Source organism: Streptomyces yatensis (assembly GCF_018069625.1).
Classification (GTDB): Bacteria; Actinomycetota; Actinomycetes; order Streptomycetales; family Streptomycetaceae; genus Streptomyces; species Streptomyces yatensis.
Map to the genome: position 1 here is coordinate 6702340 of NZ_CP072941.1, position 15668 is coordinate 6718007.

General features: G+C 73.0%; 4 protein-coding genes. 1 reads left to right on the forward strand and 3 read right to left on the reverse strand.

Annotated features, from left to right (window positions below):
* The first annotated feature begins 2 nt into the window (after window positions 1-2).
* Window positions 3-11819 (forward strand): type I polyketide synthase, encoded by an 11817-nt coding sequence (locus tag J8403_RS27735; RefSeq protein ID WP_211125552.1) that lies wholly within the window; start codon window positions 3-5, stop codon window positions 11817-11819.
* 132 nt (window positions 11820-11951) lie between these two features.
* Here the strand turns inward: J8403_RS27735 and J8403_RS27740 are convergent, their stop codons facing one another.
* The 3 genes from J8403_RS27740 to J8403_RS27750 are packed head-to-tail and all read right to left on the reverse strand — an operon-like array spanning window position 11952 to window position 15373.
* Entirely contained in the window at window positions 11952-12890 is a 939-nt protein-coding gene (locus J8403_RS27740) for an ACP S-malonyltransferase (RefSeq protein WP_211125553.1), read from the reverse strand.
* A 33-nt stretch (window positions 12891-12923) separates the two neighbouring features.
* The gene (locus tag J8403_RS43835) at window positions 12924-14354 is read right to left on the reverse strand and encodes an ABC transporter permease (RefSeq protein ID WP_246586012.1); all 1431 of its coding nucleotides are present in this window, start codon (window positions 14352-14354) and stop codon (window positions 12924-12926) included.
* Window positions 14351-15373 carry an ABC transporter ATP-binding protein gene (locus J8403_RS27750; protein ID WP_211125554.1) on the reverse strand — a complete coding sequence of 341 codons (1023 nt, stop codon included), beginning with the start codon at window positions 15371-15373 and terminating at the stop codon, window positions 14351-14353. Before J8403_RS27750 ends, J8403_RS43835 begins: the two co-directional genes overlap by 4 nt.
* Window positions 15374-15668 lie beyond the last annotated feature (295 nt).

Here is a 15668-nt window from a genome sequence, read left to right on the forward strand (position 1 = left end):
GTATGAATGAGGAAAAGCTCCGCTACTTTCTCAAGCGGGTGACCGCCGACCTGCATGAGACCCGGCGCCGCCTGCAGGAGGTGGAGTCGGAGGACCAGGAGCCCATCGCGATCGTCGGCATGAGCTGCCGCTACCCGGGCGGCGTCGAGTCGCCCGAGGACCTGTGGCGGCTGGTGTCCGAGGGCGGGGACGGCATTTCCGAGTTCCCCACCGACCGCGGCTGGGACATCGGGCGGCTCTTCGACGACAACCCGGACGGCGCGGGTACGAGCTATGTCCGGGAGGGCGGTTTCCTCCACGACGCCAACTACTTCGACCCGGCGTTCTTCGGCATCAATCCGCGCGAGGCCCTCGCGATGGACCCCCAGCAGCGGCTGCTGCTGGAGACCACCTGGGAGGTGTTCGAGCGGGCGGGCATCGACGCCACCTCCGTGCGCGGCACCCGTACCGGTGTCTTCGCGGGCGTCATGTACCACGACTACGCCTCGCGGCTGCGCGCCGTGCCGCCCGGTGTCGAGGGCTACCTCGGCACCGGCGGCTCCAGCAGCATCGCGTCGGGCCGGGTGGCGTACACCTTCGGCCTGGAGGGCCCCGCGCTCACCGTCGACACCGCGTGCTCCTCGTCGCTGGTGACCCTGCACCTGGCCATGCAGGCGCTGCGCAACGGCGAATGCTCGCTGGCGCTGGCGGGCGGTGTCACCGTGATGTCGACGCCCGGCACCTTCACCGAGTTCAGCCGCCAGCGCGGGCTGTCCTTCGACGGACGCTGCAAGTCCTTCGCGGCGTCGGCGGACGGCACCGGCTGGTCCGAGGGCGCGGGCATGCTGCTGGTGGAGCGGCTGTCGGACGCCCGCAGACACGGCCACCGGGTGCTCGCCGTCGTGCGGGGCTCGGCGATCAACCAGGACGGTGCGTCCAACGGACTGACCGCGCCCAACGGCCCGTCCCAGCAGCGCGTCATCCGCCAGGCGCTGGCCAGCGCCCGGCTGACCGCCGACCAGATCGACGTGGTCGAGGCACACGGCACCGGTACGACACTGGGCGACCCGATCGAGGCGCAGGCGCTGCTGGCCACCTACGGCAAGGAGAAGAGCCCGGAGCGGCCGCTGCTGCTGGGCTCCATCAAGTCCAACGTCGGCCACACCCAGGCCGCCGCCGGTGTCGCCGGGATCATCAAGATGGTCAAGGCCATCGAACACGGCTATGTGCCGAAGTCCCTGCACATCGACGAGCCGTCGCCGCATATCGACTGGTCGGCCGGGGCCGTCTCGCTGCTGACCGAGGGCCGGCCGTGGCCGGAGACCGACCGTCCGCGCCGCGCCGCCGTGTCCTCGTTCGGCATCAGCGGCACCAACGCCCACCTGATCATCGAGCAGGCGCCGGTGGCGGAGGAGGCGACCGACGGCGAGGAGGCCGAGGAGACCCCCGTCGAGGAATCGGCTGAGCCCCGCACCCTCCCGCTGCTGCCGTGGCTGGTCTCCGCCAAGGGCGAGGACGCCCTGCGCGCCCAGGCCGCCCGGCTCCACAGCTATGTGACCGAACACCCCGAGCTGGACCCGGTGTCCCTCGGCCACTCCCTGGCCACCACCCGCGCCGCCCTGGAGAACCGGGCCGCCGTCATCGCCGGTGACCGCGCGACCTTCCTCGACCGCCTCGCCGCGCTCGCCGCCGGTGAGCCCGCCGCCGGGGTGGTCGAGGGCGTGGAGACCCGGGGCAAGCTGGCGTTCCTCTTCACCGGCCAGGGCAGCCAGCGCCTCGGCATGGGGCGCGAGCTGTACGCGACCTACCCGGCGTTCGCCGAGGCGTTCGACGCGGTGTGCGCCGCGCTCGACCCGCGGCTGGAGCGGCCGCTGAAGGACGTGCTGTTCGGCGACGACGCCGCCGCGCTGGACCGGACCGGTTTCACCCAGCCCGCGCTGTTCGCCATCGAGGTGGCGCTGTTCCGCCTCGTGGAGTCGTGGGGCCTGAAGCCGGACGTGGTCTCCGGCCACTCCATCGGCGAGATCGCCGCCGCGCATGTGGCGGGGGTGTTCTCGCTGGACGCGGCCGCACTGCTGGTGGCGGCCCGGGGCCGGCTGATGCAGCGGCTGCCGGGCGGCGGCGCGATGATCGCCGTCCAGGCGTCCGAGGACGAGGTGGCGCCGCTGCTGACCGAGCGCGTCTCGATCGCCGCGCTCAACGGCCCGACGTCGGTCGTCATCGCCGGTGACGAGGACGCCGCCGTCGCCATCGCGGAGGGCTTCGAGGCCCAGGGCCGCAAGACCAAGCGGCTCACCGTCAGCCACGCCTTCCACTCGCCGCGGATGGACCCGATGCTGGAGGCGTTCCGCAAGGTCGCCGAGAGCCTGACGTACGAGGCCCCGAAGATCCCGGTGGTCTCCAACCTGACCGGCGGCATCGCGCCCGCCGCCGAGATCGCCACCGCCGACTTCTGGGTCCGCCACGTCCGCGAGGCCGTCCGCTTCCTCGACGGCATGCGCGCCATGGAGGCGCAGGGCGTCACCACCTATCTCGAACTCGGCCCGGACGGGGTGCTGTCCGCGCTCGGCCAGGAGTGCCTGGCGGGCGAGTCCGAGCACGTGGCGTTCGCCGCCGCACTGCGGTCCGGCCGTCCCGAGGCCGAGACCCTGACCACCGCCCTGGCCACCCTGCACACCCGGGGCACCGCCCCCGACTGGGCGGCGTACTACGCGGGGACCGGCGCCGAGCGCGTCGAACTGCCCACCTACGCCTTCCAGCGCGAGCACTACTGGCTGGACGCGGGCACCGCCTACGGCGACGTGACCTCGTTCGGCCTCGGCACCGCCGACCATCCGCTGCTCGGCACGGCCGTGTCCCTGGCCGACGCGGACGGCTTCCTGTTCACCGGGCGGCTCGCGCTGGACACCCACCCGTGGCTGGCCGACCACGCCGTCATGGGCGCGGTGCTGCTGCCCGGCACCGCGTTCGTGGAACTGGCGGTGCGCGCCGGTGAGCAGGCCGGCTGCGACCTGGTCGAGGAACTCACCCTGGAGGCCCCGCTGATCCTGCCCGAGCGGGGCGGGGTCCGACTCCAGATCGCCGTGGGCGCCCAGGACGACACCGGCCGCCGCACCCTCGCCCTCCACTCCCGCCCCGACGAGGCCGGAGACGACGAGCCGTGGCTGCGCCACGCCACCGGTGTGCTCGCGCAGAACACGCCCGCGACCCCGTCGTTCGACCTGAGCGCCTGGCCGCCCGCGGGCACCGAGCGCATCGACACCGACGGCCTCTACGACGGCCTGGCCGAAGCGGGCTTCGGCTACGGCCCCGTCTTCCAGGGGCTGCGGGCCGCCTGGCGGGGCGACGGCGAGGTCTACGCCGAGGTCGCCCTCCCCGAGGACGCCGAACCCGGCGCCGCCTTCTTCGGACTGCACCCGGCCCTGCTGGACGCCGTCCTGCACACCATCGGCCTCAGCGACCTGACCGAGAACCCGGGCCAGGGCGGACTGCCCTTCTCCTGGACCGGCGTCCGGGTCCACTCGGTGGGCGCGGACAGCGTACGGGTCCGGCTGTCGTCGGCCGGAAACGGCACGGTGTCCCTGCAACTCGCCGACGTCACCGGCGCCCCGGTGGCCGAGGTGGAACGCCTCGCCCTGCGCACGGTCTCCCCGGACCAGCTGACCGCCCCGGGCACCGCCTCCGACGCCCTGTTCCGCGTCGATTGGACCCCGGCCCCATCCCTGTCCGAGCCGGTGTCCCCCGACCGATGGGCGGTGGTGGGCGCCGAGGTTCCCGGTCTCGGAACGCTCGGCGGTGAGATCGCGGCGTACGCGGATCTGGGTGCGCTCGCCGAAGCGGTCGCAGCCGGAACGGCGCTGCCGGAGCACGTCGTGGTTTCCCTGACAGGGGACAGCGCGGCACCTGAAGGCCCAGGTGCGGCACATCAAGCCCGTCCGGCGTTTGAGGACCGGGGCCTTGAGGCGGAGCCTTCGGCCGATGCGGCACTTCGAGCCCGTCCGGCGTTTGAGGACCGGGGTCCAGGGGCGGAGCCCATGGTTACGGGAAGGGGCGGGGTGGGGGACTCCTCCTCGCCCGCCACGGCGGCGCACCAGGCCACCACTCAGGTGCTGGGGCTGCTGCAGCAGTGGCTGGCCGACGACCGCTTCGCGGACTCCCGTCTCGTCCTGCTGACGTCGGGCGCCGTGAGCACCACCACGGACGAACCGGTCACCGATCTGGCGAACGCCGCCGCCCACGGCCTCATCCGCTCCGCCCAGTCGGAGAACCCGGGCCGCATCATCCTGGTGGACACCGACACCCACCCGGGCTCCCTCGAAGCCCTGCCCACCGCCCTCGCATCCGGCGAACAGGAACTCGCCGTACGCGAAGGCACGGTCAAGACCCCCCGCCTGGCCCGCGCCACCGTGGCGGCGGAGAACCAAACTCGCGCGTGGAACCCGAACGGCACGGTGCTGATCACCGGTGCCAGCGGCACACTGGGCATGCTCTTCGCCCGCCACGCGGTGACCGAGCGCGGCGCCCGCCACCTCCTCCTGCTCAGCCGCCGAGGCGCGGAAGCCCCGGGCGCCGCCGAACTCACCGCGGAGCTCACCGCGCTGGGCGCGGAAGCCCACTGGGCCGCCTGCGACGTAGCGGACCGAGAAGCCCTCGCCGACGCACTGACGGCGATCCCCACCGCCCACCCCCTCACCGCCGTCATCCACACGGCAGGTGTCCTGGACGACGGCGTCATCGCCTCCCTCACCCCCGACCGCATGGCCCACGTACTGCGCCCGAAGGTGGACGCGGCGTGGAACCTCCACGACCTGACCCGCAACAGCAACCTCTCCGCATTCGTCCTGTTCTCCTCCGCCGCCGGTGTCTTCGGCGGTGCGGGCCAGGGCAACTACGCGGCGGCCAACGCCTTCCTGGACGCCCTCGCCCAGCACCGCCGCGCCAGCGGCCTGCCCGCCACCTCCCTCGCCTGGGGCCTGTGGGCCGAGTCCGGCGGCATGGCCGGAGAGCTGGACGAGGCGGAGCTGGACCGGCTGCGGCGCGGTGGCGTCGCCGCCATCACCGCCGCCCAGGGCCTGGAGCTGTTCGACCTCGCGGACACCGCCGACGAGGCCCTCCTCGTGCCGATGCCCCTCGACCTGGCCGCGCTCCGGACGCAGGCGAGCGCCGGAATGCTGCCGCCGCTCTTCCGCGGTCTGGTCCGCGTCCCGCCCCGCCGCGCGGCCCAGGCCGCCGCCGCGGCGCGGTCCGGCGCGCTCGCCCAGCAGCTCGCCGGGGCGTCCGACGCCGAGGCCGAGGCGGTCGTCCTCGGCGTGGTCCGTACGCAGGTGGCGGCCGTGCTCGGCTACGCCGGGTCCGAAGCGGTCGAGCCGCAGCGCGCGTTCAGCGAGGTCGGCTTCGACTCGCTCACCGCCGTCGAACTGCGCAACCGCCTGACCGCGGTGAGCGGCGTCCGGCTCCCCGCCACGCTGATCTTCGACTACCCGACCCCCGCCGCCCTCGCCGCGTATCTGCGGGCCGAGGCCCAGGGCAGCCAGGAGGACGCCGCCGCACCCGTGGCCACCGCGACCGCGGGCGACGACGAGCCGATCGCCATCGTGGCGATGAGCTGCCGTTTCCCCGGCGGGGTGACCTCGCCCGAGGACCTGTGGAAGCTGGTCGTCGAGGGCGCGGACGCCATCACCGACATGCCCACCGACCGTGGCTGGGACATCGAGTCGCTCTACGACGACGACCCCGACCAGCAGGGCACCAGCTACGCCCGCAACGGTGGATTCCTGCACGACGCCCACCACTTCGACCCCGTCTTCTTCGGGATCTCGCCGCGTGAGGCGCTCGCCATGGACCCGCAGCAGCGGCTGCTGCTGGAGACCACGTGGGAGGCGTTCGAGCGGGCCGGGATCGACCCGGCGGCGGTGCGCGGCAGCCGGACCGGTGTCTACACCGGCGTCATGTACAACGACTACGGCACCCTGCTGCACCGCGCCCCCGACGGCCTCGAGGGTTACATGGGCACGGCCAGCTCCGGCAGTGTCGCCTCGGGCCGGGTGTCGTACACCTTCGGTCTGGAGGGCCCGGCGGTCACCGTCGACACGGCGTGCTCGTCGTCGCTGGTCACCCTGCATATGGCCGTTCAGGCGCTGCGCAGCGGCGAATGCTCGCTCGCGCTCGCGGGCGGCGTGACCGTGATGGCCACCCCCGGCACCTTCGTGGCCTTCAGCAAGCAGCGCGGCCTCGCGACCGACGGCCGCTGCAAGCCCTTCGCCGCCGCCGCCGACGGCACGGCGTGGGGCGAGGGCGTGGGCATGCTGCTGGTCGAGCGGCTGTCGGACGCGCGCAAGAACGGCCACCCGGTGCTCGCCATCGTCCGCGGCTCCGCCATCAACCAGGACGGCGCCTCCAACGGCCTCACCGCGCCCAACGGCCCGTCCCAGCAGCGCGTCATCCGGCAGGCCCTCGCCAACGCCCGGCTGTCCGCCGCCGAGGTGGACGTCGTCGAGGCACACGGCACCGGTACGACGCTGGGCGACCCGATCGAGGCGCAGGCGCTGCTCGCCACCTACGGCCAGGAGCGGACCGAGGACGAGCCGCTCTGGCTGGGCTCGGTGAAGTCCAACTTCGGCCACACCCAGGCGGCGGCCGGTGTCGCCGGAATCATCAAGATGGTCAAGGCCATCGAGCACGGCGTCCTGCCCCGGACCCTGCATGTGGACGAGCCGTCGCCGCACGTGGACTGGACGGCGGGCGCGGTGTCGCTGCTCACCGAGCAGCTGGAGTGGCCGGAGACCGGCCGCCCGCGCCGCGCCGCCGTGTCCTCGTTCGGCATCAGCGGCACCAACGCGCACACCATCATCGAACAGGCCCCGGCGGAGCGGCCCACGGCCGACGCCGACGCGCCCGAGCCCGGTGTGCTGCCCTGGATCCTGTCCGGCCGGAGCGAGGCGGCGCTGGGCGCCCAGGCGGAGCGGCTGCTGGCACACCTCGACACGGCCCCGGGCCTGCGCCCGGCCGACGTCGGCTACTCCCTGGTCACCACCCGCGCCGTCCACGACCAGCGCGCGGTGCTGGTCGGCACGGACCGCGACGACTTCGTCCGCGCCCTGACGGCGCTCGCCCGGGGCGAGGCGGAGGCCCAGCTGGTCCAGGGCACCGGGACGGCCGGCAAGACGGCGTTCGTGTTCCCGGGGCAGGGGTCGCAGTGGGCCGGTATGGCGGTGGGGCTGATGGACGCCTCGCCCGTCTTCGCGGCCCGTATCCACGAATGCGCCGCGGCGTTGGCGGAGTTCACCGACTGGTCGTTGGTCGAGGTGCTGCGCGGCGCCGAGGGCGCACCGTCGCTGGAGCGCGTGGACGTGGTCCAGCCGGTGCTGTTCGCCGTGATGGTGTCTCTCGCCGAACTGTGGCGTTCGCTGGGCGTCCGGCCGTCCGCCGTGGTCGGCCACTCCCAGGGCGAGATCGCGGCCGCCTGCGTGGCCGGAATCCTGACGCTTCAGGACGCTGCCCGCGTGGTGGCGCTGCGGAGTCAGGCGATCGGCCGGGTGCTGGCGGGCAAGGGCGGCATGGTGTCCGTGGCGCTGCCGGTGGCGGAGGTCCGGGAGCGGATCGCGGCGTGGGGCGAGGAGCGGATCTCCGTCGCCGCCGTCAACGGCCCCTCGTCGGCCGTGGTTTCGGGTGAGCCCGAGGCGCTGGACGAGCTGCTGGCGTCCTGCGAGGCCGATGAGGTGCGGGCGCGCCGGGTGCCGGTGGACTACGCCTCGCACTCCGCGCAGGTCGAACTGCTCCGCGAGGAACTTCTCGAACTGCTCGCCCCCGTACAGCCGAGGAACGCCCAGGTGCCGTTCCTGTCCACGGTGACGGGGGAGTGGGTCGAGGGTCCGGAGCTGGACGCCGAGTACTGGTTCACCAACCTGCGTCGCACCGTCGAACTGGAGGGTGCGGTGCGCCGTCTGCTGGACGAGGGCTTTGGCGCCTTCATCGAGTCCAGCGCCCACCCCGTCCTGACGATGGGTGTGCAGGAGACCGCCGAGAGCGCGGGCCGTGAGGCCGCCGCGATCGGGTCGCTGCGCCGTGACGAGGGCGGTCTGGACCGCTTCTGGGTCTCGCTCGGCGAAGCATGGACCCGTGGCGTGAGCGTGGACTGGGACGCGGTGTACGAGGGGACGGGCGCCGAGCGCGTCGAGCTGCCCACGTACGCCTTCCAGCACGAGCGCTACTGGATCGAGGTCCCGCTCGCGGTGGGCGATGTCGCCTCCGCCGGGCTCGGCGCCGCCGGGCATCCGCTGCTGGGCGCCGCCGTCGAACTGCCCGACTCCGACGGCTTCCTGCTCACCGGGCGGCTCTCCCTCCAGACCCACCCCTGGCTCGCCGACCACGCCGTGTCCGGCACCGCGCTGCTGCCGGGGACGGCCTTCGTGGAGCTGGCGATCCGTGCCGGTGACCAGGTCGGCTGCGATCTGCTGGAGGAGCTGACCCTCGAGGCGCCGCTGATCCTGCCCGGCCGGGGCGGGATCCAGCTGCGGCTGACGGTCGGCGCGCCCGACGCGAGCGGCCGCCGGGCGCTGGAGGTCTACTCCCGCCCGGAGCCGGACGCGGACCGGGGCGACGCCTCGGACCAGCCGTGGGTCCGTCACGCCAGCGGTGTCCTGGCCTCCGGTGAGGCCACGGACGGCGGCGCCGACCTGTCCGTATGGCCGCCCGCCGAGGCCGTCGCCCTCGACGTGGCCGACCTCTACGAGCGGTTCGCGGCGGGCGGCTTCGGCTACGGCCCGGCGTTCCAGGGGCTGGGCGCCGCCTGGCGGCGCGGCGAGGAGGTCTTCGCCGAACTGCGCCTGGAGCAGCGGCAGCACGCCGACGCCGCGCTGTTCGGACTGCACCCGGCACTGCTGGACGCCGCGCTGCACGGGGTCGCGCTCGGCGACTTCCTGGGCGGCGAGGCCGACGGGATCCGGCTGCCGTTCTCCTGGACCGGGGTCACGCTCCACGCGGCGGGCGCCACGGCGCTGCGCGTACGGATCGCCCCGGCCGGGCCGGACACGGTGGCCCTCACCGTCGCGGACGAGAACGGCGGCGCGGTCGCGTCGGTGGACTCCCTGGTGCTGCGGCGCATCGCCCCGGAGCAGCTGCGCGCGGCCCAGGTGACCTACCACGACTCGCTGTTCCGGCTGGAGTGGGCGCCGGTGCCGGCGCCCTCGGCGGCCCCCGGGACCCTCCGCTGGGCCCTGATCGGCCAGGACGCGGCGAACAGCGCCGGTCAGGACACTGCGAACAGCACCGGTCAGGACACTGCGAACGGCGCCGGCCAGGACGCCACGCACGGCACGGGCGGCACGGACGCCTTCGGGCTCGTCGCCGCGCTGGAGTCCGCCGGTGCCGACTGCGCCGTCTTCGCCGACCTGGCCGAGCTCGCGGCCGTGGTGGCCTCGGGCAGCCCCCGCCCGGACGTCGTCCTCCTCCCGTACACCGGCCCCGCCGGGGGCGGCGATGTGGCGGAGGGGGCCAGGCTGGCCACTCATGCCGCGCTGGACAGCGCGCAGTCGTGGCTCGGGGAGGAGGGCCTGGCCGGGGCGCGGCTCGCGTTCGTCACCCGGCGCGCCGTCGCCACGTCCCCGGACGCCGAAGTGCAGGACCTGCCGCGGTCGGCCGTATGGGGTTTGATCCGCACCGCCCAGACCGAGAACCCGGACCGTTTCCTGTTGCTCGACCTGGACGGTGACGAGACCTCGGCCGAGCTGCTCACGGCGGCCGTGACCGGCGGGGAGCCGCAGCTCGCCGTCCGCGCGGGCGCCCTCCACGCGCCCCGGCTGGCCCGGGTCGCCACCCAGGAGCAGAACCAGGACGTCGCGCCGCAGAAGCTCCCGGAGTTCGACCCCGACGGCACGGTCCTGATCACCGGCGCCACCGGCGTTCTCGGCGGACAGCTCGCCCGCCATCTGGTGGCCGAGCGCGGCGTGCGGCATCTGCTGCTCAACAGCCGCCGCGGACAGCGCGCCCCGGGGATGTCCGAGCTGGTCGACGAACTGACCGCGCTGGGCGCCCGGGTGAGCGTCGCGGCCTGCGATGTGGCCGACCGCGAGGCGCTGTCGATGCTGCTGGCCGAGGTGGATGCGGAGCATCCGCTCACCGCCGTCGTGCACACCGCCGGTGTGCTGGACGACGGGCTGCTGCCCACGCTCACCCCGGACCGGATCGACACGGTCTTCCGGCCGAAGGTGGCCGCGGCGCACAACCTGCACGAGCTGACCCGCGATCTGGACCTGTCCGCCTTCGTGCTGTTCTCGTCCGCCGCCGGTACCTTCGGCGCGCCGGGCCAGGCCAACTACGCGGCGGCCAACACCTTCCTGGACGCCCTGGCCGCGCAGCGCCGCTCCGCCGGACTGCCCGCGCTCTCGCTGGCATGGGGTCTGTGGGAGCAGCGCAGCGCGATGACCGGCGGTATGGCGGACGCGGATGTGGCCCGTATGGAGCGCTCCGGGATGGCGCCGCTGTCCTCGCGGGACGGTCTGGAGCTGTTCGACACGGCGTGCGCGGTCGGCGGTGAGGCGGTGCTCGTACCGCTGCGCCTGGACATCGCGCCGCTGCGCGAGCAGGCCGCCGAGGGCGGGCTGCCCGCCGTGTTCCGCGGGCTGGTCCGGGCTCCGGCCCGGCGGCGTACCGTCGCCGCCGGGGCGGCCGACGCGGGCGGCCCCTCGCTGGCGCGGAAGCTGGCCGGGCTGGCCGAGGCGGAGCGCGAGAAGGCCGTGCTGGACCTGGTCCGCGGCCAGGCCGCCGCGGTCCTCGGTTTCCCGGACGCGGAGGCGGTGGGGGCCACGCGTGGCTTCCTGGAGCAGGGCTTCGACTCGCTGACCGCCGTCGAGCTGCGCAACCGGCTGAACGCCGCGAGCGGGCTGCGGCTGGCCCCGACGCTGCTGTTCGACCACCCGACGCCCGAGCTGGTCGCCCGGCAGCTGCTCGCGCAGCTGGCCGGTTCGGTGGCCGCCGAGGGCGGCGCGGTCTCGGACGCGGCGCGTGCGGAGGCGGCGGGCGCGGAGCCGTCGGCCGTGTTCGGCGCGATGATGCGGGAGGCCGGACAGCTGGGCGAGCAGGAGGAGTTCACCCGGCTGCTGATGGACGTCTCGCGGTTCCGGCCCTCGTTCGCGAGCGCCGCCGAGCTGGACAAGGCGCCCGCGCTGGTGCGGCTGTCGCGCGGGGAGACCGGGCCCGCGCTGGTGTGCTTCTCCTCGATCCTGTCGATCGGCGGCCCGCACCAGTACGCCCGGTTCGCCGCCGGATTCCGCGGCCACCGGGACGTCCTCGCGCTGGGCAACCCCGGCTTCGTCGCCGGGGAGCGGCTCCCGGCCAACCCGGAGGCGGTGATCGAGGCGCAGGCCGAGGCGGTGCTGCGGGAGACCGACGGGGCGCCGTTCGTGCTGCTGGGCCACTCCTCGGGCGGGTTGCTCGCCCATGAGGTGGCCGCGCGGCTGGAGAGCACCGGGGTCTTCCCGGACGCGGTCGTCCTGCTCGACATCTACTCGCACGACCGGGACGCGGCCGTGGCCCTCCAGCCCGGGCTGAGCGCCGGGATGGACGAGCGCAGCGCCGGCCAGGTGCCGGTGGACGACACCCGGCTGCTGGCCATGGGCGCCTACTTCCGGCTGTTCGGCCAGTGGCGGCCCAAGGAGGTCAAGACGCCGACGCTGCTGGTCCGGGCCGGGGAGCGGCTCTTCGACTGGTCCCGCGACGGCGACTGGCGGTCGTACTGGCAGCTGCCGCACACCGCGCTCGATGTGCCGGGGAACCACTTCACCATGATGGAGGAGCACGCCGGGACGACGGCGCGGGCCGTGGCCGACTGGCTGGCGGACTGACGGGTTCGGGCCCGCACCCCCACACGGGCCCGAACCGCCAAAGGGCCGGGCCCCGCCCCATCCGAGGAGGGGAGCGGGGCCCGGCCCTTTGGCGTGGTGCGTGGTGCGTGGTGCGTGATGCGTGGTGGGGGATCAGCGCTTACGGGCGGGGCGCGAGCGCTTGCCCGGACCCACCGTCACCACCTCGAAGTTGGACTTGGTGCGGTCCAGCCGGTGGAAGAGGTTGTCCGGCCCGGTGATGTACATCTTCGACACCCCCTCACCCTTGAGCGTGTCCACCACCTTCGGCCAGTGGATCGGCAGGTCGAAGGTGTCCAGAAGCATCGTGCGCAGCGCGTCGGCCGAGGTCACGATGGTGCCGTCCTGGTCGGTGACCACGGGCAGCTTGGGGTCGAGGATGTCGTACTTCGGCAGGATCTCCTCGGCGGCCCGGCGCCGCAGCTCCGCGAACGCGGGCGCGTGCACCGCCGGGACCATGGTGTACATGGAGTAGCCGCCGGCCTGGCTGATCGCCTTCTTGAAGCCTTCCAGCTCCTTCTCGCGCAGCGAGACCATGAAGAAGCCGTCGTCGAGATAGCCGGAGTAGTCGTACCACTCGCCGCGCTCGCCGAGCTCGGTGAGGATCTCCGTCAGCTTCTCCTGCGGAGTGCGGACGAAGGTGTGGGTGACCGCGTCCTGGTGCTCCTCGGCGAAGTACGCGTGCTCACAGCGGGCCAGCTCCGCGGTGAGCCGTACCACCTCGGGGAACGGCAGCGAACTGACGTACGCCGCCGCCGCCTTCTGCCCGAAGCTGGGGCCCACGCACAGGTCCGGGACCAGTCCGTGCTCCTGCTCCGCGCGGTCCGCCGAGGCCATCGAGTTCACCAGGAAGGCGATCTGGGTGGCCTCGGAGTAGTCGTCCTCGGAGTCGCGGAGCCGGTCGAAGACCGAGTAGCCCAGCGCCTCGTCGGCCTCGGCGAGCCGCTTGCGGGCGAACGGGTCGAGCGTGAGGAACCTGCCCACCTCGGAGAAGCCGGAGGGCCCCATACCGGGGAAGACGATGGCTGTCTTCGTCTGCTCGGATGCCGTCATGGTGTGGTGCCTTACTCTCGATCCTGCCGTCGCTCAGTCCTGCGCCCGGCGGTTGAAGCCGCGGATGCCGATGGTCCCGAAGAGCAGGATCGCCGCTCCGATGGCGGAGAAGCAGATCCACAGCGGGATCGATTCCGGCACCTTGGGCCCGGGTTCCAGCAGCAGTCCGCGCATCGCCTCGGTGACGTAGGTCAACGGGTTGAAGCTGCAGAGGATCTGGAACCAGCGGACGGTCTCCAGGCTCCGCCACGGGAACTGCGTGGCCCCGGTGAACATGATCGGGGTGAGCGTCATGGCGAAGACGATGGAGATGTGGCGCGCGGGCGCCAGGGTGCCCAGGGTGAGGCCGACGCAGCCGCCGACCAGTCCGCCCAGGCTCAGGATGCCCAGCGTGACCGGCATCTTCTCCAGCGGCCAGGAGACGTCGTCCAGCAGCGCCAGACCGATCGGGATCATGACCAGCGAGCCGATCAGACCGCGCATCGCGCCGAAGATCGCCTTCTCCACGGCCACCAGGGAGACCGGGATGGGGGCGAGCAATCGGTCCTCGATCTCCTTGGTCCAGGAGAAGTCGATGGCCAGCGGCAGCGCGGTGTTCTGCAGGGCGACCAGGAAGCTGTTGAGCGCCACCACACCGGGCAGCAGCACCTGCTGGAAGCCGGGCTGGGTGAAGCCGATCTCACCCAGCACCTTGCCGAAGACGAACAGCATGAAGAACGGTTCCACGATGACCTGGCCCAGGAACGGGCCCATCTCGCGGCCGGTGACGAAGATGTCGCGCCACAGGATGAAGAAGAACGTCCGCCACCGGTTGGCGCGGCGCCGGTGGCGCCCGGCGCGGCGCTTGGCGTCGGGCAGTTCGAGTTCGAGTTCGGGCTGCGGCTGGGGCTCGGGCTCCACGAGCGGCGAACGGGCGTCCGCCGCCGCGATGATGGCGTTCAGCGCGGCCTTCGCGTCCTGTGCGGCCTGGGTCGCCGACGGGGCCGGTATCGGCTTGATGACGAGCGTCAGGGTGTCCCCGATGTCGCCGCCGCCGTGCGGGGCGCCCATGCCCCTGGCCTCGTGGTGCCGGTGCTCCTGCGGCCGGCTCTGCTGCTGCCGGGGGTCGGGCTGCCGGACGTCCGGCGCCTTGCCCTCGTGCTTGACCGGTGCGTTCGGAGTGGCCTTCTGCACCTCGGCGCCCGGACGCGGGGCCGACGGCTTGGACCGGACGAGCACGGTCCGGGTGTCCTCGAAGCCGTCGTCCTCGGGGGACTTGGGCTCCGCGGCCCGCGGGTCGGTGGTGCCCTTCGCGTCCGGCCGGGCGGCGGGGGTCCTGGGGTCGGCGGGCCGGTGCTCACCGCCCCTGGCGGCGCCACCCTGGTGCGACGCGGGTGCCCCGGCGCCGGCCGCGGGCTTCTCCTCCGCGGCCTTGCCACCCGTGGTCCCGTCCGTCGATGACGTGGGTCGAGAGGAGGAGCTCATCGCATCTCCTTCCCCGTCAGGTCGACAAAGACGTCTTCCAGGCTCGCCTTGCTCACATTCAGGTCCTTGATTTCGCAGCCGGTGTCGGTCAGGGCCTTGATGACCGTGGGCAGAAGTACGGAGGACGACGCGTTGCTGTAGACCTTCATCCGGAAGGTGCCGTCGCCGGCCCCGGCCCCGCCCATGGCTGCGGCCATCTCGTCCTCGGCGCTGAGCACCTCGACCCGCTCGGCGACCCCGAGACCCTGCACCATGTGGACCACACCGTTCATCCCGCTGTGCGGCGGGCGCACCGAGACGGTCAGCGCGGTGTTGCTCATCCGGCTGGTCAGTGCCTCGGGGGTGTCCAGGGCGAGCAGCTTGCCGTGGTCGACGATGCCGATCCGGTCACACAGCTTGGAGGCTTCCTCCATGTCGTGGGTGGTGATCACCACCGTGACGCCACGGGTCTTCAGTTCGGCGACCCGGTCGCGTACGAAGATCTGTGACTGCGGGTCGAGGCCGGTGGCCGGCTCGTCCAGGAACAGCACCCGGGGGCGGTGCATCAGCGCCCGCGCGATCATCACGCGCTGTGCCTGACCACCGGAGACCTGGTCCGCCCGGGCCTTGGCGTGGTCGCCGAGGCCGACCCACTCCAGGCTCTCGTCCGCCAGGCGGTTGCGCTCCGAGCGGGGGAGACCGTGGTAGCCGGCGTGGAAGGTGAGGTTCTGGCGGATCGTCAGTGACCGGTCCAGGTTGTTGCGCTGCGGCACGATGGCGAACGACTGCCGCGCCACCGCCGGCCTGCGCACCACATCGACACCCTGCACGAAGGCGCGCCCGCCACTGGGCGCGACCCGGGTGGTCAGGATGCCGATGGTGGTGGTCTTGCCCGCTCCGTTGGGTCCGAGGAAGCCGAAGACCTCACCGTGCCGGACGGTGAAGCTGAGATTGTCGACAGCCGGAACGGGCCGGCCGGGATACTTCTTGATCAAGCCGTCGACAACGACGGCGAAGTCAATAGGGCGTGTTGTGTTCATCGCTGTCGTCGCACCGATTTAATTGGCTTGAGGAGAACATTACTTTCCCCTTGTTTAACACGGCCGCTTGACTCCTGACCCCTAACTGCCTGCAGATTAGGGGGTGGTGGCACGGGTGAGGGGGCCTTAGGGGGCGCCTGCTGTGTCCCGCTGTGTCCCGGGCCACGCCGGGATGGCGCGGTACCCGCATATAGCGCGTACCTCGAATAGCGGTTACTAGGGGTTGTGGGCCGGGAGAAGGGCTCATAGCCTCACGGAGTCAGCATCTCGGACGAGCGTGGTCGACGCGCCCCAC

Bases quoted from the DNA above. Each gene is read 5' to 3' on its own strand.
- J8403_RS27735 (WP_211125552.1), top strand. From the start codon at position 3: ATGAATGAGGAAAAGCTCCGCTACTTTCTCAAGCGGGTGACCGCCGAC.
- J8403_RS27740 (WP_211125553.1), bottom strand. From the start codon at position 12,890: ATGACGGCATCCGAGCAGACGAAGACAGCCATCGTCTTCCCCGGTATG.
- J8403_RS43835 (WP_246586012.1), bottom strand. From the start codon at position 14,354: ATGAGCTCCTCCTCTCGACCCACGTCATCGACGGACGGGACCACGGGT.
- J8403_RS27750 (WP_211125554.1), bottom strand. From the start codon at position 15,373: ATGAACACAACACGCCCTATTGACTTCGCCGTCGTTGTCGACGGCTTG.